The 24343-nt window shown below is 75.0% G+C and carries 22 protein-coding genes; 14 read left to right on the top strand and 8 right to left on the bottom strand.

The genetic code is table 11. The features are described 5' to 3' along the window. Positions 1 to 10 precede the first annotated feature (10 nt). On the top strand, positions 11 to 1489 hold the full coding sequence (locus XF36_RS19205; RefSeq protein ID WP_060713034.1) for a serine hydrolase domain-containing protein: 1479 nt from the start codon (positions 11 to 13) through the stop codon (positions 1487 to 1489). A gap of 37 nt (positions 1490 to 1526) precedes the next feature. On the opposite strand, the gene XF36_RS19200 is transcribed toward XF36_RS19205, so the two are convergent. Together XF36_RS19200 and XF36_RS19195 are read right to left on the bottom strand one after the other, a co-directional pair. Continuing rightward, positions 1527 to 2465, bottom strand: coding sequence for a nucleoside hydrolase (locus XF36_RS19200; RefSeq protein ID WP_060713033.1), 939 nt, complete (start codon positions 2463 to 2465; stop codon positions 1527 to 1529). A 33-nt stretch (positions 2466 to 2498) separates the two neighbouring features. Then, positions 2499 to 2702, bottom strand: coding sequence for a hypothetical protein (locus XF36_RS19195; protein ID WP_060713032.1), 204 nt, complete (start codon positions 2700 to 2702; stop codon positions 2499 to 2501). An 80-nt stretch (positions 2703 to 2782) separates the two neighbouring features. Here XF36_RS19195 and XF36_RS19190 point away from each other — a divergent pair, with 80 nt between their 5' ends. Continuing rightward, complete coding sequence (locus XF36_RS19190) at positions 2783 to 3502, top strand: acyltransferase (RefSeq protein WP_020624509.1); 720 nt, start codon at positions 2783 to 2785, stop codon at positions 3500 to 3502. A gap of 13 nt (positions 3503 to 3515) precedes the next feature. On the opposite strand, the gene XF36_RS19185 is transcribed toward XF36_RS19190, so the two are convergent. The 3 genes from XF36_RS19185 to XF36_RS19175 form a co-directional block, all read right to left on the bottom strand. Further along, on the bottom strand, positions 3516 to 4751 hold the full coding sequence (locus XF36_RS19185; RefSeq protein ID WP_060713031.1) for a glycosyltransferase family 4 protein: 1236 nt from the start codon (positions 4749 to 4751) through the stop codon (positions 3516 to 3518). Positions 4752 to 4916: 165 nt separating this feature from the next. Next, a complete protein-coding gene (locus XF36_RS19180; RefSeq protein ID WP_060713030.1) occupies positions 4917 to 6410 on the bottom strand; it encodes a 1,4-alpha-glucan branching protein domain-containing protein in 1494 nt (497 codons plus the stop codon). Further along, positions 6407 to 7156 carry a class I SAM-dependent methyltransferase gene (locus XF36_RS19175; RefSeq protein WP_060713029.1) on the bottom strand — a complete coding sequence of 250 codons (750 nt, stop codon included), beginning with the start codon at positions 7154 to 7156 and terminating at the stop codon, positions 6407 to 6409. Before XF36_RS19175 ends, XF36_RS19180 begins: the two co-directional genes overlap by 4 nt. Before the next feature lie 152 nt (positions 7157 to 7308). On the opposite strand from XF36_RS19175, the gene XF36_RS19170 reads away from it, so the two are divergent. Continuing rightward, entirely contained in the window at positions 7309 to 7533 is a 225-nt protein-coding gene (locus XF36_RS19170; RefSeq protein WP_020625244.1) for a hypothetical protein, read from the top strand. 180 nt (positions 7534 to 7713) lie between these two features. Beyond that, positions 7714 to 7920 (top strand): hypothetical protein, encoded by a 207-nt coding sequence (locus XF36_RS19165; RefSeq protein ID WP_060713028.1) that lies wholly within the window; start codon positions 7714 to 7716, stop codon positions 7918 to 7920. A 3-nt stretch (positions 7921 to 7923) separates the two neighbouring features. Here XF36_RS19165 and XF36_RS19160 read toward each other — a convergent pair whose 3' ends face one another. Together XF36_RS19160 and XF36_RS19155 are read right to left on the bottom strand one after the other, a co-directional pair. Next, complete coding sequence (locus tag XF36_RS19160) at positions 7924 to 9144, bottom strand: helix-turn-helix domain-containing protein (protein ID WP_060713027.1); 1221 nt, start codon at positions 9142 to 9144, stop codon at positions 7924 to 7926. A gap of 10 nt (positions 9145 to 9154) precedes the next feature. Then, entirely contained in the window at positions 9155 to 10942 is a 1788-nt protein-coding gene (locus XF36_RS19155) for an acyl-CoA dehydrogenase (RefSeq protein ID WP_060713026.1), read from the bottom strand. Between the two features lie 339 nt (positions 10943 to 11281). On the opposite strand from XF36_RS19155, the gene XF36_RS19150 reads away from it, so the two are divergent. The 4 genes from XF36_RS19150 to XF36_RS19135 all read left to right on the top strand — a co-directional run bounded on the left by XF36_RS19150 (position 11282) and on the right by XF36_RS19135 (position 17088). Beyond that, the gene (locus XF36_RS19150) at positions 11282 to 12658 is read left to right on the top strand and encodes a class I adenylate-forming enzyme family protein (protein WP_060713025.1); all 1377 of its coding nucleotides are present in this window, start codon (positions 11282 to 11284) and stop codon (positions 12656 to 12658) included. 141 nt (positions 12659 to 12799) lie between these two features. Beyond that, positions 12800 to 14602, top strand: coding sequence for a DUF3556 domain-containing protein (locus tag XF36_RS19145; RefSeq protein ID WP_060713024.1), 1803 nt, complete (start codon positions 12800 to 12802; stop codon positions 14600 to 14602). An 82-nt stretch (positions 14603 to 14684) separates the two neighbouring features. Continuing rightward, entirely contained in the window at positions 14685 to 15455 is a 771-nt protein-coding gene (locus XF36_RS19140) for an SDR family NAD(P)-dependent oxidoreductase (protein WP_060713023.1), read from the top strand. A 220-nt stretch (positions 15456 to 15675) separates the two neighbouring features. Continuing rightward, positions 15676 to 17088, top strand: a complete 1413-nt coding sequence (locus XF36_RS19135; protein ID WP_060713022.1) for a phytoene desaturase family protein — start codon at positions 15676 to 15678, stop codon at positions 17086 to 17088. A 7-nt stretch (positions 17089 to 17095) separates the two neighbouring features. Here XF36_RS19135 and XF36_RS19130 read toward each other — a convergent pair whose 3' ends face one another. Beyond that, on the bottom strand, positions 17096 to 17392 hold the full coding sequence (locus tag XF36_RS19130) for a hypothetical protein (RefSeq protein ID WP_060713021.1): 297 nt from the start codon (positions 17390 to 17392) through the stop codon (positions 17096 to 17098). A 391-nt stretch (positions 17393 to 17783) separates the two neighbouring features. Here XF36_RS19130 and XF36_RS19125 point away from each other — a divergent pair, with 391 nt between their 5' ends. The 6 genes from XF36_RS19125 to mnmA all read left to right on the top strand — a co-directional run bounded on the left by XF36_RS19125 (position 17784) and on the right by mnmA (position 23952). After that, positions 17784 to 18569, top strand: coding sequence for an electron transfer flavoprotein subunit beta/FixA family protein (locus XF36_RS19125; RefSeq protein WP_020626655.1), 786 nt, complete (start codon positions 17784 to 17786; stop codon positions 18567 to 18569). Positions 18570 to 18611: 42 nt separating this feature from the next. Next, positions 18612 to 19559 carry an electron transfer flavoprotein subunit alpha/FixB family protein gene (locus XF36_RS19120; protein ID WP_060713020.1) on the top strand — a complete coding sequence of 316 codons (948 nt, stop codon included), beginning with the start codon at positions 18612 to 18614 and terminating at the stop codon, positions 19557 to 19559. 184 nt (positions 19560 to 19743) lie between these two features. Next, on the top strand, positions 19744 to 20520 hold the full coding sequence (locus tag XF36_RS19115; protein WP_060714822.1) for a GNAT family N-acetyltransferase: 777 nt from the start codon (positions 19744 to 19746) through the stop codon (positions 20518 to 20520). Further along, positions 20517 to 21590 (top strand): lysophospholipid acyltransferase family protein, encoded by a 1074-nt coding sequence (locus XF36_RS19110; RefSeq protein ID WP_060713019.1) that lies wholly within the window; start codon positions 20517 to 20519, stop codon positions 21588 to 21590. The genes XF36_RS19115 and XF36_RS19110 overlap by 4 nt, the downstream gene beginning before the upstream one ends. Positions 21591 to 21657: 67 nt before the next feature. Further along, complete coding sequence (locus tag XF36_RS19105) at positions 21658 to 22866, top strand: cysteine desulfurase family protein (protein ID WP_060713018.1); 1209 nt, start codon at positions 21658 to 21660, stop codon at positions 22864 to 22866. Positions 22867 to 22869: 3 nt separating this feature from the next. After that, positions 22870 to 23952 carry a tRNA 2-thiouridine(34) synthase MnmA gene (gene mnmA / locus XF36_RS19100; protein WP_060713017.1) on the top strand — a complete coding sequence of 361 codons (1083 nt, stop codon included), beginning with the start codon at positions 22870 to 22872 and terminating at the stop codon, positions 23950 to 23952. The last annotated feature ends 391 nt before the right edge of the window (positions 23953 to 24343 follow it).

Genomic DNA, 24343 nt, shown 5'->3' with positions numbered 1-24343 from the left:
GGGACCCGCGATGACCGCCACCACCTCCACGGGTACCGCCGGGACCGGGCACCGCGTCGGGGCCGTTTCCGCCGCCGTCGTCGCCGTCGTCGCCGTGCTGGCGGTGCTCGTCGGCGCCGTCGCCGGCCCGGAGCACCGGCGGCTCGGTCCGCAGACCACCGGTGACCCGGCCCTGGCCGAGCGGGTCCGCGCCGCGGCGGGCGGACAGGACGGCTACCGGTCGCTCGCCGTCGCCGAGGTCACGCCGACCTCGGTCACCACCGCCGGGCTCGGCCCCGCCGACGCCGGGGCACTCTTCGAGATCGGCTCGGTCACCAAGACGTTCACCGCCGCGTTGTTCGCCGACGCCGTGACCCGCGGCGAGGTGCGTCCCGACGATCCGCTGGAGCGCGCCCTGCCGGAGCTGGCGGGCACCACGGCGGGCGCGGTCACCCTCGCCTCGCTCGCCCAGCACCGCTCCGGGCTGCCGAGGCTGGGGGCGACCGCCGCCGCCGGGGCCCTGGCCACGACGGTGAACCTGAACCCGTACTCGTCCACGACCACCGCGCAGCTCCTCGACGACGCCCGCGCCGCCGCGGTGGACCCGCAGCAGCCGCCCACGTACTCCAACTTCGGCGTCGCGCTGCTGGGGACGGCGCTCGTCCGCGCCGCAGGCGCCGACGGCTACCCGCAGCTGGTCGCCGACCGGATCACCGGCCCCCTCGGCATGACCACGACGACCTTCGCCGCCACCGACGCGCAGGTCCCGGACACCGCGGTCCCCGGACACCGCGACAACGGGCGCGCCGCGCCGCGCTGGGTCGGTGAGGGCTACCTGCCCGCCGGGAGCTCCACGTTCTCGACCGTCGAGGACCTCGCACGCTGGGCCGCGGCCCAGCTCACCGGCGTCGCACCGGGGACCGCCGCGCTGACCCCGACCGCGCAGGACGGGCCCGGCACGTCGATCGGCTGGATCTGGGTCACCAGCGAGGCCACCGGCGCCGACGACGCCCGGCACCCCTACGTCTGGCACAACGGCGGCACCGCCGGGTTCAGCAGCATGGTCGCCCTCGACCGCGACGGCGGCCGGGCCGTCGTCGCGCTCGGCGACACCACCGCCGGGGTCGAACCGGTCGCCCGCACCCTGCTGTTCGGCACACCCCCGTCCGACGGCGGCGCGGGCCTCCTCGACTGGGCGCCGGTCGCGGCCGCGGCGCTGTTCTCGCTGCTCGCGCTGCGCCGCGCGGTGCGGGAGGGGGCCCTGCTGCCGATCGCCGACGGCCTGCTGACCGCGGTGTTCGGGCTGGTGCTGCTGTGGAACCGGGGGCCGTGGGCCTCGGTCGGGGGCTGGGTGTGGGGCCTCGTCCTCGCCCCGGCCGCGGCCACGCTGGTCCTCGCCGTGCTGCGGGGCCGCGACCTGCCGCTGCGCCCGCCCGGGCGCTCCGTCACGGCCTGGGCGGGGCTCGGGCTCTCGGCGGCGCTGGTCGCCGTGGCGGTGTGGGCGGGCTGAGCCCCCGCGAGGCTCCCGGGAGCAGCGCCCGCGCCGGCTACCGACGTGCGGTGAGCCGGGCCAGTGCCGCGTCGAGGACGGTGGGCACGTCGGGCGCGGACAGCACGTCCACCGGCCGGGTGCCCGGCTCGGCGGGCACGGTCGCCCCACGGGCCGGCCCGAAGCCGGTCTCCACGGTCAGCGCCGTCGGCGTCGGGGCCAGCGATCCGGGCGCGACGCACTCCAGCAGCGCCGTCGCGTCGTGCAGGGCGACGGCGTCGCGGCCGTAGCGGCCCCGGTAGAACCGCATGTACGGGGCGATCATCGCGGCCAGCTCGGCGCCGACCGGATCGGCGTCGCCCAGTGCGGCGACCCACTCCGGGCCCGCGGCACAGCCCAGCGTGGTCTCCAGCGGCACCAGCGCGACCGGTGCGGAGCCCGCGCCGGGGTCCTGGGCGAGGACACGGTGCGCGGCCTCCGGGTCGGCGTGGACGTTGAACTCGGCCGCGGCGGTGACGTTCCCGCCGCCGATCGCCCCGCCCATGACGACGACCCGCTCGATCCGCCCCGCCAGGTCGGGACGGGCGGCCAGCAGGATCGCGGTGTCGGTCAGCGGGCCGATCGAGGCGATCGTGACCGGCTCGGTCGCCTCCTCCAGCACCCGCGCCATCAGCGCGACCCCGGACCCGGCCACCGGCGCGACCGGCTCCGGCAGCGCCGCGGCGCGCCCGCCGAGCCCGTCGGAGCCGTGCACGTGCCCGGCCCGCTGTTCGCGCCGGTGCACCAGCGGGCGGGCGGCCCCGACCCCCAGGGGGACGTCCGGCCGCCCGGCGAGGGCGAGCAGCCGTCCCGCGTTGGGCAGCGTGGCGTCCAGGCCGACGTTGCCGAACGTGGCGACGACGGCCCGGACGTCCACCTCGGGACTGCGCAGGGCGAGGACGAGCGCGACGGCGTCGTCGACACCGGGGTCGGTCGAGATGATCAACGGACGGGGCATACCGGCGAGCCTACGACCGGCCCGCCGGGGCGGTCACTCGCTCCGGGTGGGCTCGTCCTCGTGCTCGGCGTCGACCTCGCGGGCGGCCGCTCCGGTGGCCCCGGAGTCGTCGGTCGTCACGGCGGGGCGGGGGTTGCCCTCCTTGTCCGCGTCGACGCGGGAGGTGCCGCCGCCTCCGGAGGTCAGTTCGTCGGTACCGACGTCGGTGCCGTCGTCGGGCTGGCGGTGGTCGCTCACGGGCTGGCCTCTCGGGTGGGGATCGCGGTCCTCGGGAGGTACCCGTCGCCGCAGGGGTGCACACGCCTAGTGTCTGGCGGGTGCGACGTCCGCCGATCCCCGACGCCGACCCGGAGCAGGCGAAGCTGTTCAGCCTCACCTCGCTGCGCTGGATCCTGCGCCACCGCGCGTACGGCCCCTGGTACCTGCGGCGGTACTGGCGGCTGGCGAAGCTGCGGCTGCGGCACCCGCACGTCGTGCTGCGCGGCATGGTGTTCCTGGGCAAGGACGTCACGATCGAGGCCCGCCCCGGGTTCGGGCGGCTCGAGATCGGCCGGTGGGTGCACATCGGCGACGGCACCGCCCTGCGCTGCCACGAGGGCTCGATGCGGATCGGCGACAAGGTCGTGTTCGGCCGCGACAACACCGTCAACTGCTACCTCGACGTCGAGATCGGCGCGACGACGCTGGTCGCCGACTGGGTCTACGTCACCGACTTCGACCATCGCACCGACGACGTCCGGCGCCCGATCAAGGACCAGGGCATCGTGAAGTCGCCGGTCCGGATCGGCGAGGGCTGCTGGCTCGGGGTGAAGACCTCGGTGCTGCGCGGCACCCGGATCGGCCCGGGCAGCGTGCTCGGGGCGCACGCGGTCGCGCGGGGGGACATCCCCGCGGAGTCGATCGCCGTCGGGACCCCGGCGCGGGTGGTGCGGGACCGGCGCGCCGACTACGAGGCCGCCGCCGCCGAGCGTGCCGCCGTCGCCGACATGGCCCGCAAGGCCGACCGGGCCCTGCAGGCCCGGCTGGACCGGGCCTGAGCACCCCGCGGGCTCAGGCGTCGAACAGGTTCCCGGTGGGGATCTTCGGGCGGGGGAGCTCCCGCGGCCCGGCCGCGGTGGCACCGGCGTAGATGCGCGCGGTGTGCCCGGCGATCACCGGCCAGGCGAAGTCGGTGCGCAGCCGGGCCCGGGCGGCGCGGGCCCGGCGGCGGGCCGCGGCCGGGTCGGCGAGCGCGCGGTCCACGGCGTCGGCGATCCCGGGGACGTCGCCGGGGGCGAACCCGAGACCGGTCTCGCCGTCGCGGACCAGCTCGCCGAGCCCGCCCGCGGTCGAGGCGACGAGCGTCGCGCCCACCGCGGCGGCCTCCAGCGCCACGATCCCGAACGGCTCGTAGCGGCTCGGCAGCACGACGGCGTCCGCACCGCGCAGCAGGGCGGTCAACTCGCCGTCGGGCAGGTGGCCGAGGAAGGTCACCGAGCGCGTCACCCGGTGCTGCGCGGCGCGCTCGACCAGCATGTCCTGCTGGGTCCCGGTCCCGGCGACGAGCAGCCGGGTCCCGCGGTGCCGCCGCCGGATCCTGGGCAGCGCCGCGATCAGGTCCTGGACGCCCTTCTCGTACTCCAGGCGTCCGACGTAGACGATCCGCGGTCCGTCGCCAGCCGGTGCCGCGGCGGCGCGGGACCGCCAGCGACGCGGGTCGATGCCGTTGTGCACCACGTGGACGGCGGCCGGGTCGAGGTCGTGCAGTGCCGAGACCTCGGTGCGCATCGCGGCGGAGCAGGTGATGACCTCGTCCGCACGCTGGGCGAGCCACCACTCGGTGGAGTGCACCTGCCGGTTCAGCGTGCCCGGCAGCCAGCCGGAGTGCCGGCCCGCCTCGGTGGCGTGCACGGTCGCGACCAGTGGGACGCCGAGGACGTCGGCGAGCGCGATCGACGGATGCGCGACGAGCCAGTCGTGGGCGTGCACGACGTCCGGCCGCCAGCCCGGCAGCAGCGCGGTCAGGGCGTGGCGCAGCATCGCGTGCCCCATCGCGAGCGTCCACGCGACCAGGTCGCCGGCGAACTCGAGCTCCGGCGGGTCCTCGGCCACCCGCAGCACCCGGACCCCGTCGACGGTCTCGGCGCGGGTCGGATGGGTCTCGGCGTCGGTGCCGGTGGGGGCCCGGGACAGCACGACGACCTCGTGCCCGGCCGCGACGAGCTCGCGGGACAGCGCGTGCACGTGCCGACCCAGCCCGCCGACGACGACCGGCGGGAACTCCCAGCTGACCATCAGCACCCGCATCGCCCGATCCTGGCAAACGCCGGACCGGTGGTAACCCCCGGGGCGTCGTGTCCACCGCGCTGGGCTCCGCCCCGCGGCCCCCGCCGCGCCCGGCGGGGCGGTGGACCCGGCGCCCCACGGCCACCGACTCCTCCGTATTCCCTCACCGGGTAAGCGAGTTCGCGGTCAGACCCGCCCCAGGTCCCGCGCGTCCACGTGCCCGAAGGTCGGCAGCGGCGCGTCCACCCAGGCCGCGACCCGGCGCCGAGCGGCCCGCCGCCGACCGGCGCGCAGCAGCCCGGACAGCTCCGCCACCCGCCCGGCGTGCAGGGCGGCGCGCGAGCGGGCGTACTCGGCGGCGGAGTCCTTGCTGACCATGAACGCCCAGTCGCTGGACAGGGCGTGCAACGCCTGGTCGGCGAGCAGGTCGGCCAGCGGGTCCCGGACGGGCCCGGGGCGCGGGGCGGCGAGCAGGTCGGACTGGACGGCGGCGTTCGTCGCGACCAGGTCGGCGACCTGCGGCCCGGCCCAGACCCGCCAGTCCTTGCCCGAGCCCCAGGACGACTCCCGGAGGTCGACCGGATCGTCGACCAGACCGTCGTCGACGGCGTCGCCGAGGGTGCGCACGGCGACACCCGCCTCGGGCAGCCGGCGGAGCACGGCGGCCAGCCACGCCGGCCCCTCGTGCCACCAGTGCCCGAACAGCTCGGTGTCGAACGCGGCGACGGTCAGCGCCGGGCGGCCGCGCTCGGCGCGCAGCGCCCTCAGTCGCGCGACGACGGTGTCGACGAAGTCGTCGGCGTCGCGGGAGACCGCGCGGGCGGCGAGCGCGGGGTCGTAGGGCTTCTTGCGCCCGGTCGGCACCCGCCGTCCGGTGACCCGCGCCGGTTTGAGGCCGGAGTCGTGGTCCCAGGTGTGGAAGTCGCGGTACTCGGCCGAGCCGGGGTAGCCCTTGCGGGGCGACCACACCCGGTAGGTGACCTCCAGGTCGCGGCCGACGCACACGACGTCGGAGGTCCCCACCGGCCGGGCGAACGCGGTGTCACCGCGCAGCGCAGGGCCGTCGACGAGGAAGCGGTGCACCCCGGCGGCCGCGTAGTCGTGCTCCATCCCGGGCGCGAAGCCGCACTCGGGCGCCCAGATCCCGGCCGGTCGGGCACCCAGGCGGAGCGCGTGGTCGTCGAGCCCGGCGCGAAGCGAGAACGCCCGGACCCGCGGGTCGAGCAGCGGCTGGAACGGGTGCGCGGCCGGCCCGCCCAGCAGCTCGACGGCGCCGGAGTCGCGCAGCCCGCGCAGCGCGGGCGACCCGCCGTGGCGCCAGTGCCGCTCGAACTCCGCCGTCGCCGCCGTCGACACCCGGTGCTCGTGCGCGGCCAGGTCCGGCAGCCGGCCCGCCGCCGAGTGCGCGCGCAGCGTCCACCCGCCGAGCCAGTCGTGCACCCCGCGCAGGCAGTGCGGGTCGTCGAGCTGGGCGGCCAGGACCGGCGTCACCCCGAGGGTGGCGAGTCCGGTGCGGCCCTCGTCGGCCAGCGCGCGCAGCGTCGCGACGACGGGCAGGTAGGAGTGCGCCCAGGACTGGTAGAGCCACTCCTCGCCGACCGGCCACCGGCCGTGCCGGGCCAGCAGCGGCAGGTGCGAGTGCAGGACCAGGCAGAACGTCCCGAGGGGCGTGCCGCTCACGGCCGGGTCGCCGTGACCAGCAGGTCGAGCGAGGCGTCGAGGTCGGTCTGGTCGCCGGTGCGCAACACGAAGTCCGAGCACCGCACGCCGGCGACGTCGACGGCCAGCGCCTGCGGCCACGGCTGCCCGGACAGTGCCAGCGCGGTCTGCGCCTCGATCAGGCCGCCGTGGCGGGCGTCGAGCTCGCGCAGCCGCGGCCCGTGGTGCAGCCCCTGGACCACGACCCGGCCGAACCCGGCGTCGGTGACCAGACCGGCCAGCTCGCGCGGGTCGAGCTCGCGGGTGTGGAACGGGTTGAGCGGGGTGTCACGGCCAGGGGAGAAGGTGATCCGGTTCGGCGTCGACACCATCAGCCGCCCGCAGGGACGCAGCACCCGCAGGCACTCGCGCAGGAACCGCTCCTGCTCCCACAGGTGCTCGACGACCTGCAACGACACGACGACGTCGACGCTCCCGTCGGGCACCGGCAGCGCCACCAGGTTGGCCCGGGCCACGCCGACCCGCGGGTAGCGGGCCCGGACGTGGGCGACGGCCGCCACGTCGTAGTCCAGCGCCAGCACCGCGCGGGCGGTCCCGGCGAGCAGGTCGGCGCCGTAGCCCTCGCCGCATCCGGCCTCCAGCACGACGCCGCCCGAGCAGTCGGCGGCGATGGCCGCGTAGACCACCTCGTGGCGGCGGAACCAGTAGTTCTCGTGGCTGATGCCCGGGACGGTGCGCTCCCCGGTGAGGGGCAGGCTGCTGGTCACCCTCCGACTTCACCACGCCCGTCGGTGAGACCTCCCACCGGTCCCCTCGCGTGCGCTACCGCTCGTCGACGCGGGGCAACGCAGTGTCACCGCGGACGTCTGGAGACGTGGAGCCCGACGCAGGACCTGCCAGGCACGACGGAGGGAGACCCATGACCGACATCGCGACCGACGAGGACACGGTGACGCTGACCATCACCGGCCGTAGCGGATCCTGGCTCGTGTCGGGTGTGCTCGGCCGGGAACCGCTGCCGCTCAAGGGGTTGGACGACGGCGCCCTCGCCGAGATGCTGTGGGCGATGCTGCCGGTCCCACCGTCGGCCGCGCACGGCCCCGCGTACCCGGCCCCCGCCCCCGGTCGCCGGCACCCGGGCTGAGCCGCACTCGGGCAGCCGTCGGGTGGCGCACGTCCGGTTCGCGGTCGGCGCACCGTTCGTGCCGGTCGCCGTGCGGTCGCTCCCGGACGGGTACCGCCTGCCCACCGACGGGTATCCGCCCTTCCCCCGGCCGTGCGGGCCGGGGTGACGCCCACGGCGTCGTGCCGAGAGGAGCCCAGGATGAACGACCCGGCGGACGAGAACGAGACGCTGTCGCTCACCATCACCGGGCGGTCCGGTTCCTGGGTGGTGTCGGGCGTGCTCGGCGACGAGCCGGTCGAGCCGCGCGCGATGGACGACGAGGCCCTCGGCGAGGTGCTGTCGATGGTCGTGCCCGAGGAGGACCGCGTCGACGCCGAGCCCGCGCCCGGCCGCCGCGTCGGCTGAGCCCTACAGCCGTCCCCGCAGCAGCGAGGCCGCCAGCAGCGCCACCTCGACCTGCAGCCGGTCCTTCCCGACCGGGCGTCCGAGCAGCTCCTCGGCCTTGCGCACCCGGTAGTGCACGGTGTTCTTGTGCAGGTGCAGCCGGGCCGCGGCCCGGGTGTAGCTGCCGCCCTCGGCCAGGAAGACCCGCAGCGTCGCCCGGAGCTGGTCCACGCCCGGCTCGTCGGAGGTCAGCCCGGCCAGCACCCGGTCCACCCAGCGGCGCAGCTCGTCGGACCGGTCGGTCAGCAGCGCGGCGACCGCGACCTCGTCGAAGTCGGTGACCGCCGGGCGGGCCTCGTCGGTCTCGGCGACCGCCCGCGCCCGGACGGCCTCCGCCAGTGACCCGCGGAACCCGGCCAGGCCCCGGCCCGCTCCGCCGAGCGCGAGGCGCAGGTGCCCCGGCAGCCGTTCCCGCAGCAGCGCGACGTCGAGCGGGGGCACGTCGGGCGCGCTGTGCCAGGCCCACAGGGTGCGGCTGTCGGCGAGCACGGTCAGCGGTGGCCGGCTCGACGCCTCGCCGAGCAGCCGTGCCCCGGCCTGGAGGACGGCGTCGTCGACCGGCTCGCCCGCCGCCCCGGGCGCCCACAGCACCGCGGCCCGGTGCCAGCCCCCGACCGGGATCCCGAGCAGCTCGCGGGCGGCGGCCTCGCTCAGCGGTTCGGTCTCCAGGACCATCCGCACCCGCGCGGCGAGGTCGGCGCCGGAACGCGTGCTCCACCGCCGTCGCTCGGTCTCGTAGATGTCGATCAGGCCCCCGATGACCTGGTCGATGTAGCGGTTGGTGCGGCCGGTCAGCTCGGACAGGACGCTGAGCGGGTCGGGGCCCGGCCGGTCCAGCCGGCGCAGCGCGTCGATCGCCCACTGGTCGAACATGTGCTCGCCGAGCCGGTAGGCGCGCAGCAGCGCCTCCAGTGACAGCTCGTACTGGGCGAACCGGCGGGCGTACTCGGCGGCCGCCGGGGGCACCGTGATCTGCTCCATCGGGATGGCGTGCGCGAGCATCCCGACGATCGCCGACAGGTTCGCCGCGGTGCTCGCGACCATCAGCCGCCGGGCCGTCTCGTCGTGCCGGAACTCCGGGATGACCCCGACGAACCAGTCGGTCATCTCGGTGGTCAGCTCGGGCAGCCGGGCCTCGATGTCGCGGGCGACGGCCGCCACGACCTCGTCGACGTCGGCGGGCACGACGACGAACCTAGAGCCAGGCCGGATCGAGGTCGACGGTGGTCCGGTCCAGCGACGCGAGCAGGTCGAACCAGGGCCCGGTCCGCGGCAGCTCGTAGCGGAAGAAGTACCGGGCGGCGGCCCGCTTGCCCCGGCCCAGGTCGTCGTCGCGGCCGGCGGCGGCGAGCAGCTGCTCCAGCCACACCCACGCGACGACGACGTGCCCGGTCGCCTCCAGGTGCACCGAGGCGTTCGCGAGCCGCGCCGCGACGTCGGGTTCGGCGTGCAGCGCGCGGGTCACCTCCACCAGCCGCACCCGGGCCGCGTCGAGCGCGTCGGCGTGCTCGGCCGCCTCGCCGCCCGCGGCGCGGCCCCGCGCGACGGTCGCGGCGAGCACCGCGTCGAGGGCGTCGAGCCCGGCGCCGCCGCGCATGGCGAGCTTGCGTCCGAGCAGGTCCAGGCCCTGGATGCCGTGGGTGCCCTCGTGGATCGGGTTGAGCCGGTTGTCCCGGTAGTGCTGCTCGACGTCGTACTCGCGGGTGTAGCCGTAGCCGCCGTGCACCTGGATCGCCAGGTCGTTCGCCGCCAGGCACCACTGCGACGGCCAGCTCTTCGCGATCGGGGTGAGCACGTCGAGCAGCAGCCCGGCCCGCTCGCGGTCGGCCGGGTCCTCGGCGGTGCGCTGGTCGTCGAGCAGCCGCCCGCAGTACAGGACCAGGCCCAGCCCACCCTCCACGTAGGACTTGCCCGCGAGCAGCATCCGCCGGACGTCGGTGTGGTCGACGATCGGGACCTGCGGCGCCGCCGGGTCCTTCGCGTCGACCGGGCGGCCCTGCGGCCGGCTCCGCGCGTACTCCACCGCGGCGAGCTGGCCGGTGTAGCCCAGCGCCACCGCGCCGGCACCGACACCGACCCGGGCCTCGTTCATCATGTGGAACATCTGCGCGAGCCCGGTGTGCGGCTCGCCGACGAGGTGTCCGACCGCTCCCGGCTCGCCGCCCGGGGTGTGCGCGCCCTCGCCGAAGTTCAGCACGGTGTTGGTGGTGCCGCGGTAGCCCATCTTGTGGTTCAGCCCGGCGAGCACGACGTCGTTGCGGTCCCCGTCGGGCAGGAACTTCGGCACCACGAACAGCGAGATGCCCTTCACCCCCGCCGGACTGCCGGGGATCTTCGCGAGCACCAGGTGGACGATGTTCTCGCCGAGCTCGTGGTCCCCGCCGGAGATCCACATCTTGGTGCCGGTGATCCGGTACGTGCCGTCGCCGCGGGGTTCGGCGCGGGTGGTGATGTCGGCCAGCGACGACCCGGCCTGGGTCTCCGACAGGCACATCGTGCCGTGGAAGCGGCCGTCCAGCATCGGCCGCACCCAGGTGTCCACCTGCTCCGGGGAACCGTGCGCGAGCAGCAGGTTCGCGTTCGCGGTGGTGAGCATGGCGTAGGCGAAGGTGCTGATGTTCGCCGCGGCGAACCACGCCGAGCACGCCGTGTGCACGACCTGGGGGAGCTGCAGGCCGCCCGCGTCGGCGTCGGCGGTGGCACCGAGCAGGCCGGTGCCGGCCAGCGCCGCCAGCGCGGGTGCCACCTCCGGGTGCATCTCGACGCGGCCGTCGACGAAGCGCGGCTCCTCGACGTCGTTGCGCTTGTTGTGCGGGCGGAACCGCTCGGCCGCGATCTCGGCGCAGACGTCGAGGACGGCGTCGACGGTCTCCCGGGAGTGCTCGGCGAACCGCGGACGGGTGGTCAGCGCGGTGGCGTCGAGCCAGTCGTGCAGCAGGAAGTCCAGGTCGCTGCGGGACAGCAGCTGCGACGGTGCGGTCATGACGGCTCCTTCGGGTCGGGGGCGGCGGATCGGGCGGGTCGGCGGGTCGGGCGCGGTCAGCGGGTCGGGACGGGCCGCCGTCGAGCGGCAGGACCGTACCGGTGACCGACCGCCGGCCCGCGCGGCGAGGGGAACGTGGTGGGTACCGCGGCATGTCCCTCCCGGACGAGGATCGCGGTCCGCGTGGTGCAGCGCGAGGAACCCGGCGCTGCTTGTGTCCTCGGTACAACCGGCCCGGCCGGGTTCGTGATCCACGCCCATGGCGTCGGTCACACGGCGCTCCTACCTTGGGCGGGTCGATCGACGACGCCGTGTCCGACACCGAGGGGAAGGACCCCGATGCACATCGCCGTGCTCCCGCAGGATCGCGTCCGGGCTGCGCCGACCGGACCGTGCATCGCCGACGAGACCCGCGCGCTCGACAACGCGGCGTTCGCCGACGCCGTCGCGGGTGCTGCCGCCGCCCTGCACGCCGCGGGGACCGGTCGGGGCGACGTGGTCGCGGTCGTGCTGCCCAACCGGGTCGAGCTCGTGGTCACCCTGTTCGCGGCATGGCGGCTCGGGGCCGCCGTCACCCCGGTCAACCCGGCACTGACCGTCGACGAGGCGGGGCACCAGATCACCGACTCCGGGGCGGGCGTCGTGGTGGGGGAACGGGCGGCGTCGCCGCTGGTGACCCTCGACGTCGCCGAGCTGGCCGGGGACCCGGCCGCCGCGCCGGAACCGGTCACCGACGACGACGCGCTGGCCCTGCTGATCTACATCAGCGGTACCACCGGGCGGCCCAAGGGCGTCATGCTCGACCACCGCAACGTCCGCGCCATGTGCGAGATGATCATCGCCGGGGTCGGGCTCGACGACACCGACCACAGCCTGCTGGTCCTGCCGGTGTTCCACGTCAACGGCATCGTCGTCTCCGTCCTGTCCCCGCTCCTGGCCGGCGGGCGCACCACGATCGCCGGCCGGTTCCGGGCGGAGACCTTCCTCGACGTGGTCGCCCGGGTCCGGCCCACCTACCTCCCCGCGGTCCCCGCGATCTACGCCATGCTCGCCGCCCTGCCCGCCGACGCGGTGGCCGACACGAGCTCGCTGTGCCTGGTCATCTGCGGGGCGCCGCCCATGCCCGCCGAGCTGATCGCCCGTGTCGAGGGCCGGTTCGACGTGCCGCTGGTGGAGGGGTACGGACTCTCCGAGGGCACCTGCGCCTCGCCCCTGAACCCGCCCGGCGGGCCGCGCCGTCCCGGCACCGTCGGACTGCCGCTCCCGGGGCGGACCGTCGCGCTGATGGGCCCCGACGGCACCCTCGTCGACGACGGTCCGGGCGAGGTCGTGATCTCCGGTCCGAACGTGATGCGCGGCTACCTGGTCCTGGTCGACCGGATCAAGGACATGATCATCCGAGGTGGGGAGAACCTCTACCCCAAGGAGATCGGGAACGCGCTCTACGCGCACCCGGCCGTGCACGAGGCCGCCGTGGTCGGTGCCGCCGACCCGGTCCTCGGCGAGATCCCCGTCGCCCACGTGGCCCTGCTCCCCGGGGCCGTCGCGAGCCCGGAGGAGCTCGTCGAGCACTGCGCGGGGCGACTGGCCCGGATCAAGATCCCCACCCGGATCAAGATCCCCACCCGGATCACGATCGTGGACGCCCTGCCGAAGAGCTCCGTCGGCAAGATCGACAAACCCACCCTGCGCCGGGCGGCCGTCCCGACCGGCTGACCCGGCTGACCCGGCACGCCCCGGCACGACCCGGCACAACAGCGACCTCCCGCGGACCGCCCCGGTCCGGCGGGGGAGCCGACCTGCCCGGAAACGCCAGCGGGCGGCTACCGCATGCCACCCTCCGAAAGGGGATGAACAATGGGGTTCAAGACGGGGGACTTCCCCCCGGTCGATCTCGACACCTTCCTCGACAAGCCGCTGTTCGAACGCACGAAGGCGCTCGCCCTGCACTGGGTGGAGTACGGCTTCGGATCGCCGAAGATGATCCCGACGACCTACGTCGTCAAGCTGGTGGTCCTCTACGTGCTCGTGGGCACCACCCTGATCACCTGGACCTCCGGCGTCGGCCCGGTCTGGGACGTCGCGGGCTGGTGGAACGAGCCCATCGTCTACCAGAAGCTCGTGCTGTGGACGGTGCTGCTGGAGGCGATCGGCGTCGCGGGCTCCTGGGGTCCGATCGCGGGCAAGTTCAAGCCGATGACCGGTGGCATCCTGTTCTGGGCCCGCCCCGGGACCATCCGGCTGCGTCCGTGGAAAGCGGTCCCGGGGACCGACGGCGACACCCGCACGGTGCTCGACGTCGTGCTCTACCTGGGTCTGCTCGCCTCGCTGCTGACCGCTGTCGTGCTGCCCGGCGTGCCGAGCGCGTCGCTGTCGGCGGTGCTGCCCGACAACACCTCCGGTCTGGTCGCGCCGTGGCTGATGGTCGCGCCGATCGTGCTGCTGATCCTCTGCGGCCTGCGCGACAAGACGATCTTCCTCGCGTCCCGCGGTGAGCAGTACCTGCCGGCGATGGTGTTCTTCGGTGTCCTGCCCTTCGTCGACATGATCGTCGCGGCGAAGCTGCTGATCTGCGCGGTGTGGATCGGGGCGGGCGTGTCCAAGTTCGGCCGGCACTTCACGAACGTGATCCCGCCGATGGTGTCCAACAGCCCGTGCGTCCCGTCGAAGTGGGTCAAGCGGGCCCACTACCGGGACTTCCCGAGCGACATCCGCCCGTCGAAGCTCGCGACGTTCATGGCGCACGTCGGCGGCACTACCGTCGAGATCATCACCCCGCTGGTGCTGCTGTTCTCGACCAACCACTGGCTGACGCTGGCCGGGGTGGTCCTCATGGTGGTGTTCCACCTGTTCATCACCTCGACGTTCCCGCTGGCCGTGCCGCTGGAGTGGAACATCCTCTTCGGCTACCTCGCCGTGTTCCTGTTCCTCGGCTTCCCCAACGGCGACGGCTTCGGCGTCACCGACATGTCCTCCCCGGCGCTGACCCTGGTCATCGTCGCCGCGCTGGTGTTCTTCCCGGTCCTCGGCAACCTGCGCCCGGACCTCGTGTCCTTCCTGCCGTCGATGCGCCAGTACGCCGGGAACTGGGCGTCGGCGCTGTGGACCTTCGCCCCCGGCGCCGAGGAGAAGCTCAACTCGATCGCGCACCGGCCGATCAGGAACCAGGTCGACCAGCTCCGGGCGATGGGCTACCCGGCCGCCGTCGCAGAGATCACCATGCAGCAGACGATCGCCTGGCGGTCGATGCACTCGCAGGGCCGCGGGCTGTTCTCGGTGCTGGCGGCCCGGCTCGACGACCTCGACTCCCGCACCGTGCGCGAGGCGGAGTTCACCTGCAACTCGTTGATCGGCTTCAACTTCGGCGACGGTCACCTGCACGACGCGCACATGATCGCCGCGGTCCAGCGACGGGTCGGCTTCGCCCCGGGCGAGCTCGTCGTCTGCTGGGTGGAGTCGCAGGCGATCCACGCGAAGGTCCAGCACTACCAGCTGATCGACGCGGCGCTCGGCGTCGTCGAGCGCGGGTACTGGAACGTGGCCGACGCGGTGAACGAGCAGCCGTGGCTGCCGAACGGGCCCATCCCGCTGACCGTCACCTGGCGTGCCCCGCAGCGGTCGGCCGCCGACGAGGACACCGCCGGGGCCCCGGCGGTCTGAGTCCCGGCGGGGCGGGCGGAGCACGACGCCCGCCCGCCCCGCTGACCCATCCGACGTCCCATCGACGAAGAAGGAACGCACCATGCGTGACGCACTGAACGGCCGGGTCGCGATCGTGACCGGCGCGGGCAAGGGACTGGGACGGGCCATCGCGGAGCGCTTCGGCGCCGAGGGCGCGACGGTCGTCGTCTCCGACATCGACGAGGCCGCCGCGAAGTCGGTCGCTGACGGGATCGCGGGCGCCTCGTACCTGGCGTGCGACGTGCGCGACGAGGCGCAGATGCAGGCGCTGGTGGCCCACGCCGTCGACCGGCACGGCGGGCTGCACGTGATGGTGCCCAACGCCGGCGTCGGGCGGCCCGAGCCGCTGCTGGAGATGGACCTCGCCGCCTGGCGCGCGGTCACCTCGGTGAACCTCGACGGGGTCTTCCTGTCGATCCGCTACGCGGCCCCGGCGATCATCGCCGCGGGCGGCGGCACGATCGTCACCCTCGCCTCGGTCACCGCGACCACCGGTTCGCCGCTGATCGGCCACTACGCCGCCGCCAAGGCCGCCGTCGTGAACCTGACCAAGACCGCGGCGACGGAGTTCCGGCCCCACGGCGTGCGGGTCAACGCGCTGCTGCCCGGCTTCATCGACACCGACCTGGTGACGGCGGCGCAGCCGGGGTTCGAGGCGGCGCTCGGACTGCCCGCCGGCGGGTTCGACGGTCTCATCGCGCAGAAGCAGGGGGGCTACGGCACCCCTGCCGACGTCGCCGAGGCGGCGCTGTTCTTCGCCAGCGAGCGGTCCCGGTTCTGCACCGGGAGCGGCCTGGTCCTGGACGGCGGGCTCGATGCGTCGCTGCTCTGAGGAGGCCCCCGGGAACTCCCGTCGCGTCTGCGTGGCGGTGTGGCGGACCGTCACGATGATCGGCTCGCCCGCGTCGTCGCGACCGGGCCCCCGCACCGCCGGGACGGGGGCCGGTCGTGAGCCGTCCCCGGGACGGGGCGTCCTGTGCCACCGGGTCCGGGTACAACTGCGACGGCGGGGGAACCACCTGCTGTCGGTCCGCTGAAACGGGAGAACACACATGAGCACCGCGACGGTCGTCGGTTCCGGTCCCAACGGTCTCGTCGCCGCCGCCGTGCTCGCCAGGGCCGGGGTCGAGGTCACCGTGCTGGAGGCCGCCGACGAGATCGGCGGCGGCACCCGCACGGTCGAGGCGATCGTGCCCGGCCTGCTCGTCGACCACTGCTCGGCGGTGCACCCGATGGCGGTCGGCTCGCCGGTCCTGGCCGAGCTGGGCCTGGACCGGCACGGGCTGCGGTGGCGCCTGCCCGAGGTCGACTGCGCCCACCCCCTCGACGACGGCGACGCCGGCGTCCTGCTGCGCTCGGTCGCCGACACCGCGGCCGGCCTGGGCGCCGACGGGCCGCTGTGGCGTGCGCTGTTCGGCAGCCCGTCCCGGAACTACGACGCGCTGTCCCAGGACTTCCTGGGCCCGTTGCTGCGATTCCCGGGCCACCCGCTGCTGCTCGCCCGCTTCGGTGCGCCGACCGTCCTGCCGGCCGAGCTGCTGGCGCGGGCGTTCCGCACCGAGCGGGGCCGCGCCCTGTTCCTCGGCACGGCCGCGCACGCGTTCCGGCCGCTGAACCGCCCGCTGTCGAGCGCGATCGGGATGGGCATCCTCACCGCAGGGCACCGCTACGGCTGGGGCGTCGCGCAGGGCGGCTCCCGGGCGATCTCCGACGCGCTGGCCGCGGTGCTCGCCGGACACGGAGCGAAGATCGAGACGGGCGTGCACGTCCGCTCCGCCGACGAGCTGGGCGACCCGGACGTCGTGGTGTGGGACGTCGGCCCCGACCGGCTCCCGCAGCTGCTCGGCGACCGTCTGCCGCCGCGGGCCGCGCGGGCCTACCGGCGGTTCCGGTACGGCCCGGCCGCGTTCAAGGTCGACTACGCGGTGCAGGGCGGGATCCCGTGGACGTCGCCCGGGGCGCGGCGGGCCGGGACCGTGCACGTCGCCGGGTCGGCCGCGGAGACCGCGCTCGTCGAGCGCGAGGTGCACGCGGGCCGGATGCCGGAGCGTCCGTTCGTACTGGTCGGGCAGCAGTACCTGGCCGACCCGACGCGGTCGGTCGGCGACGTGCACCCGGTCTACGCCTACGCGCACGTCCCGTACGGGTACACCGGTGACGCGACCGCGGCGATCACCGCGCAGATCGAGCGGTTCGCTCCCGGGTTCCGGGAGCGGGTCGTCGGGACCCTGGTCACCGACCCGGCCACGTTCGCGGAGAACCCGAACTACGTCGGCGGGAACATCCTCACCGGCGCCAAGGACCTGCGGCAGCTGGTCCTCGGGCCGCGCACGACGGTGCAGCCCTACGACACCGGAGCACCGGGGCACTTCCTCTGCTCGGCCGCGACGCCGCCCGGACCGGGTGCGCACGGGATGTGCGGCGCGCACGCCGCGCGCCGCGCGCTCGCCCACCTGGGCCGCTGAGGGCGGCTCAGACGGGCTCGGGCTCCCCGCTGACCGCCACCACCCCGCCGATGTCCTGGCGCAGCCACGCCAGCAGCGTCGTGTCCTCCAGGGTCAGCGGCACCTCCGGCCCGCCCCACCCCAGACGGGTGGTGGGCCGGTGGACCAGCGAGTCCTCCAGCATCGCGGCCAGACCCTCGGTGGCCCGGACGGTGATACCGCCGTGCTCCACCGTCCTGCTGCCCGCAACGTCGGATTCGGCGTGCGGCCCCGTGCTGAGCACGTAGCCGGTCCCCAGACGGTCGTCGAACCCCGTCACCTGCACGACGGCTCCCTCCTGCCGAGTGCGCGAGATGTCGACGGTAGCGAAACCCCACCCCCGATCAGGGCGTACGGCGTGTGACGTCGTGCGTGCACCAGGTGAGGAGGGCCGCGCGTGAGTACGGTCACGACCGACCCCGGTTTGCCGGGGCGCTACTCGTTGGTAACAATGAACGTCACAGTGGCACGGCGTGCCATTACGGCATGACCAGTGGCAGAGTCACCGGCTACGACGGGCGCGACGCCGCGGCCCACCCCGCTCTCGCGAGAGCGCGCGGCGCAGCACCGTCACGGTGACGCGAGACGGTCCGGACCCCGACGGGGCGGATCGCGAAGAGGACGACGCGGTGTGCGCGTGGGCGCAGGCCGCCGCGGCAGGAGGTCGAAGAGGTCCTATGAAGATCGTGACCCTGGTGAAGCAGGTGGCCGACACCTACTCGGAGCGGAAGCTGTCCGACTCCGACCACACCCTCGACCGGGAGGGTGCCGAGGCGGTGATCGACGAGATCAACGAGCGCGCCGTGGAGCAGGCCCTGCTGCTCAAGGAGGCGAACGACGGCTCCGAGGTCGTCGTCGTGTGCATGGGCCCGGACCGGGCCACCGACGCGATCCGCAAGGCGCTGTCGATGGGCGCGGACTCCGCGGTGCACCTGTCGGACTCCGCGATCCACGGTTCGTGCGCGGTGCAGACCGCGAAGGCGCTGACCAAGCTGATCGGCACCGTCGAGGGCTGGGACCTGGTCATCGCGGGAAACTCGGCCTCGGACGGCCAGATCGGTGCGGTCCCGGCGATGATCGCCGAGCTGCTCGGTGTGCCGTCGCTGACCCACGCCAACGAGCTGTCCGTCGAGGGCACCACGGTGAAGGCCAAGCGGGAGACCGACGAGGGGGTCACCCACCTCACCGCCGAGCTGCCTGCGGTGGTCTCGGTCGGGGAGAAGTCGAACGAGCCGCGCTACCCCTCCTTCAAGGGGATCATGGCGGCGAAGAAGAAGCCGGTGCAGACCCTCGACCTGGCCGGCGCCGGGATCGACCCCTCCGAGGTCGGGCTGGCGAACGCGCTGACCTCGGTCGTCTCGGCGTCGCCGAAGCCGCCGAAGCAGGCCGGCGAGAAGGTCACCGACGAGGGCGACGGCGGCGCGAAGATCGCCGAGTTCCTGGTCGGCCAGAAGCTGATCTGACGCTGATCGACGACCGACACCACTTCTGCACAGGAGATACTCATGGCTGAGGTTCTGGTCCTCGTCGACCACGTCGACGGCGACATCAAGAAGACCACCTACGAGCTGCTGACCGCCGCCCGCGCGCTGGGCGAGCCGTCGGCGGTCGTCGTCGGCCCGGCGGGCACCGCCGACAAGCTGGCCGACGGTCTGACCGAGCACGGCGCCGAGAAGATCTACGTCGCCGAGACCGACTCCACCGACTTCCTCTCCCCGGAGACGACGGTCCTGGAGTCGCTGGTGAACTCCGCCTCCCCGGCCGCCGTGCTGCTCGCGGCCACCGGCAACGGCAAGGAGGTCGCCGGCCGCCTGGCGATCCGCACGAACTCCGGGCTGCTGTCCGACGTCGTGGGCGTCTCCGCCGACGGCGTCTCGCACTCGATCTTCGGTGGTGCCTACACCGCCGAGGCGAAGGCCAACACCGAGCACCCGGTCATCACGGTGCGCCCGGGCTCGGTCGAGATCTCCGCGGCCGCCGGTGCGGGTGCCCGCGAGACCGTCGAGGTCCCGGCCCCGTCGGGGCGTGGCGCGACCGTGACCGGCCGTGAGCCGATCCAGGGCGGGTCGCGTCCGGAGCTGACCGAGGCGACGGTGATCGTCTCCGGTGGCCGCGGTGTCGGCTCGGCCGAGGACTTCAGCGTCGTCGAGGGCCTGGCGGACTCCCTCGGTGCCGCCGTCGGTGCCTCGCGTGCCGCGGTGGACTCCGGCTACTACCCGCCGCAGTTCCAGGTCGGCCAGACCGGCAAGTCGGTCTCGCCGCAGCTCTACATCGCCCTCGGCATCTCCGGCGCGATCCAGCACCGTGCCGGCATGCAGACGTCGAAGACGATCGTCGCGGTGAACAAGGACGAGGAGGCGCCGATCTTCGAGATCGCCGACTTCGGCATCGTCGGCGACCTGTTCAAGGTCGCGCCGCAGCTGCAGGAGGAAGTCGCCAAGCGCAAGGGCTGACCCCTCCGGTCCGCCACACGCTCGACGCCCGGGTGCCGCGCGCACCCGGGCGTCGTCGTGTGTGCGGGGCCCGTTCACCTGCTCCTGCCTGCGGCGACACCTGTCCGGGACCGTTCACTCCGATGCCACCGACGTGTCGTCGCGGAACCGTCCGGGTGTCGCACCCGCCCGGTACCAACCCGGTGTGACCCAGGTGATCGTCTCGACCCCGGAGACCGCGGCCCGGCGGTACTCCCTGCTCCTCACGACCGACGACGGCGACGTCGCCGCGGCGCAGGCGCTGCGGCACCGGGTGTTCGCGGATGAGCTCGGCGCCCGGCTCGACAGCGCCGTCCCCGGCCGCGACGTCGACCGCTTCGACGCCCACTGCGACCACCTCGTGGTCCGGGAGGACGCCACCGGCGAGATCGTCGGCACCTACCGGATGCTCCCGCCGCAGCGGGCGCGTGCCGCGGGCGGCCTCTACGCCGACGGCGAGTTCGACCTCACCGCTCTCGACCCGCTGCGGTCCGGCATCGTCGAGACCGGGCGCTCCTGCGTGCACCCCGACCACCGCGGCGGCGCCGTCGTCGGGCTGGCGTGGGCCGGGCTCGCCCGCTACATGCTGCTCACCGGGCACCGCTGGCTGATCGGCTGCGCCAGCGTCTCCCTGGCCGACGGCGGCGCCCAGGCCGCGGGCGTCTGGGACCGGGTCCGTGCCAAGCACCTCGCCCCCGAGGGGTACCGCACCGTCCCGCTCCGCCCCTGGGACCCGACCGACGTCCCGCGCGGCCGGGGTGTCGCGGTCCCGCCGCTGATGCGCGGCTACCTGCGGCTGGGCACCTGGGTGTGCGGGCCGCCCGCGCACGACCCGGACTTCGGCGTCGCGGACTTCCCGGTGCTGCTGGGGATGGACCACATCGACCAGCGCTACCTGCGCTTCTTCCTGGGCGAGGACGCCGCCGGGGTGACGGGCGCATGACCCTCGCCGCCGGACCGGAGGGCGACGCCGGCGCGCCCCTCCGCCCGCTCCGCCGCCTCCGGCCCCGTGGCCGCGCCTCCGCGGCCGTCCCCTCGGCCGGGGCCGTAGTGCTCCCGCCCACGCCGGCGGACCCGGCGACGGGGGGCCGACGCGGTGCGGCGCACCACCCGGCCCGCGCCGCCCTGCGGACCCCGGTGCGCCCGGTCGTCGACCACCCGACGCACCCGCCGGCACCGCCCGCGTCGCGGCGTCCCGGCGGGCCGTGGGCGGCCTGGTCGCCGTGCACCCCGCAGGAGTGCCTGCCCCCGCGCACGACGACCGGCACGCTGCGCCTGGCCCGTCGCACCGTGGCACTGCTCGCGGTGCTGGCGGTGGCCGCGGTGCTCGTCCCGGTCGCCGCGCTGTGCGGCGCCCGCGTGCTGGAGCCGGTCCTGCGGGCGCTGCACCGTGCGGTGCTCCACGCCGCCGGGGTCCGGCTCGTCGTGCGCGGTGGACCGCTCGCGCCCGCGGACGGGCGGGGCGCGCTGGTCGTGGCCGACCACACGTCGTGGATCGACATCCCGGCGCTCGGCGCGATCGGCCCGGTCACCATGCTCGCCAAGCGGGAGGTCAGGGACTGGGCGATGATCGGTGCGCTCGCCGCCCGCACCGGCACCCTGTTCGTGCACCGCGAGGGCCTGTCCCGGCTGCCGAGCACCGTCGCGACCTGCGCCGACGCGCTGCGGGGCGGCACGCTGGTCGGGGTCTTCCCCGAGGCGACGACGTGGTGCGGCGCGATCTCCGGGGACTACCGGCGCGCGCCGTTCCAGGCCGCGATCGACGCGGGTGCCCCGGTCCGGCCGGTCACCGTCGCGATCACCACCCCGGACGGGCGGCCGACGACGGCCGCCGCGTTCGTCGGCGAGCAGACCCTCGGCGACACCGTCGGCCGGGTGCTCCGGCTGCCCGGACTGGTCTGCGAGGTCACCGTCGGCGAGCTCGTCGAGCCGGGCCCGCACACCGACCGGCGCGCGCTGGCCGCACGGGCCCGCGACCGGGTCCGTCACCCCCGCCCCGCCACGGTCGTGTGAGACGGACGGTCGTCCACGACGGGTTCGGCACGCACCGCTGTCACGGCGGGGTCTACCCTGGAGGCCGATGACGTACCTGGACCACGCGGCGACCACACCGATGCTGCCCGCCGCCGTCGCCGCTCTGAGCGACGCGCTCGGCCGCACCGGCAACGCGTCGTCGCTGCACTCGTCGGGGCGCCGCGCCCGGCGCGCGGTCGAGGAGGGACGTGAGCGGATCGCCGAGGCGGTCGGCGCGCGCCCGTCCGAGGTCGTGTTCACCACCGGCGGCACCGAGAGCGACAACCTCGCGGTCAAGGGCCTGTTCTGGGCCCGCCGGGCCGCCGACCCCCGCCGCTCGCGGGTGCTGGTGTCGGCCGTCGAGCACCACGCGGTCGTCGACGCGGCGGAGTGGCTGGCGACCCACGAGGGCGCCCGGCTGCGGCTGCTCGAGGTCGACGCGACCGGTCGGGTCCACCCGGAGACGCTGCGTGCCGCGCTCGCCGAGGACCCGGACGGGAACGCCCTGGTCTCGGTCATGTGGGCCAACAACGAGGTCGGCACCGTCAACCCGGTGCGCGAGCTCACCGCCGTCGCCCACGAGTTCGGGGTGCCGTTCCACACCGACGCCGTGCAGGCCGTCGGCATCCTCGACGTCGACTTCGCCGCGAGCGGCGCCGACGCGCTCACCCTCACCGGGCACAAGCTCGGCGGCCCCTACGGCGCGGGCGCGCTGCTGCTCGGCCGCGAGGTCGCCTGCACCCCGCTGCTGCACGGCGGCGGCCAGGAGCGCGACGTCCGCTCCGGCACCCTGGACGTCCCGTCGCTGGCCGGACTGGCGGCGGCCGTCGTCGAGTCGGTGGCCGCCGCGCCGCGCCGCCGGGTGCACCTGGCCGGGCTGCGCGACGAGCTGATCCGCGTCGTGCGCACCGAGGTGCCCGACGCGGCGCTGAACGGTGACACGACCGACTCCCGGGTCGACGGCGGTCCCGGCAGGCTGCCCGGCAACGCGCACCTGTCGTTCCCCGGCTGCGAGGGCGACAGTCTGCTCATGCTGCTCGACGCCCACGGCATCGACTGCTCCACCGGCTCGGCCTGCACCGCGGGCGTCGCCCAGCCCAGCCACGTGCTGCTGGCGATGGGCGCCGACGAGTGCACCGCCCGCGGGTCGCTGCGCTTCTCCCTGGGGCACACCAGCACCTCCGCCGACGTGGTCGCGGTCGCCGGGGCCATCGGGTCGGTCGTGGAGCGGGCACGCAACGCGAGCCGTCGCACCCCCGCGTCGGTCACGGGCTGAGCCGTGCGGGTCCTCGCTGCGATGAGCGGTGGCGTCGACTCCGCGGTCGCCGCCGCGCGGGCGGTCGCCGCCGGGCACGACGTCGTCGGTGTGCACCTCGCGCTGTCGCGCACCCGCGACGCGATGCGGTCGGGGTCGCGCGGCTGCTGCTCCAAGGAGGACGCGGGCGACGCCGCCCGCGCCGCGGACGTCCTCGACATCCCGTACTACGTCTGGGACCTGTCCGAGGAGTTCACCCGCGACGTGGTGGACGACTTCGTCGCCGCCTACGCCGCCGGCCAGACGCCGAACCCCTGCCTGCGGTGCAACGAGAAGATCAAGTTCGCGGCGGTCCTGGACCGGGCGCTCGCACTCGGTTTCGACGCCGTCTGCACCGGTCACTACGCCCGGCTCGACCCGGCCGGGCCGGTGCTGCGCCGCTCGGCCGACGGCGGCAAGGACCAGTCCTACGTGCTGGCCGTGCTGCGCGCCGACCAGCTGCGGCACGCGATGTTCCCGGTCGGCGACACCCCCAAGCCGGAGATCCGGGCCGAGGCCGCCCGGCTCGGGCTGCGCGTCGCCGGCAAGCCCGACAGCCACGACATCTGCTTCATCCCCACCGGTGACACCCAGGGCTTCCTGGCCGACCGCCTGGGCAGCACCCCCGGTGCCCTGGTCGACGCCGCCACCGGCGAGACCCTCGGCACCCACGACGGCGTGCACGGCTTCACCGTCGGGCAGCGCAAGGGTCTCGGGATCGACCGCCCGGCCCCCGACGGCCGTCCCCGCTACGTGCTCGGCATCGAGCCGGTCAGCGGCACCGTGCGGGTCGGCCCGGAGGCTGCGCTCGACGTCACCGCGATCACCGCGCGCACCCCGGTGTGGACCTCGGACGTGGCGCCGGACGCGCCGTTCGGCTGCGTCGTGCAGGTCCGCGCGCACGGCGGCACCGCACCCGCGACCGTCACCCCGCTCGGCGCCGTCGTGCAGGTGGACCTGGCTGAGCCGCTGCGCGGAGTCGCCCCGGGGCAGGCCGTCGCCTTCTACCGCCCCGACGACGACGGCGACATCGTCCTGGGGTCGGCGACGATCACCGGGACCGTCTGACCGGGCTGCCCGGCCGGGGCTGCCCGGCCGGGGCTGCCCGGCCGGGGCTGCCCGGCCGGGGCTGCCCGGCCGGGGCTGCCCGGCCGGGGCTGCCCGGCCGGGGCTGCCCGGCCGGGGCTGCCCGACCGGGGCTGCCCGACCGGGGCTGCCTGACCTGGTCCGCCCGACCTGGTCCGCCTGACCGGGACCGCCCGACCGGAAGCGTCCGGCATGTACTCCCGGGCCGACCACGCCGGGAGAGCGCTGCCACCGCCGGCGCGCGGCGCTGTCGTGGCGGATCGCCGTCCGCCGAGATGCACCTCAGCGGGCCCCGCGCGCCGCTGGAGCCCGCTGATCTGCATCTCGACGCACCTCCCGACGAGAGCACTGCTCTTGCTTTCGCATGATGGAG

It is taken from the genome of Pseudonocardia sp. HH130629-09 (assembly GCF_001294645.1).
Classification (GTDB): domain Bacteria; phylum Actinomycetota; class Actinomycetes; order Mycobacteriales; family Pseudonocardiaceae; genus Pseudonocardia.
The sequence above is the reverse complement of the archived record's forward strand: the minus strand, read 5'-3'. Positions and strand labels throughout refer to the sequence as shown.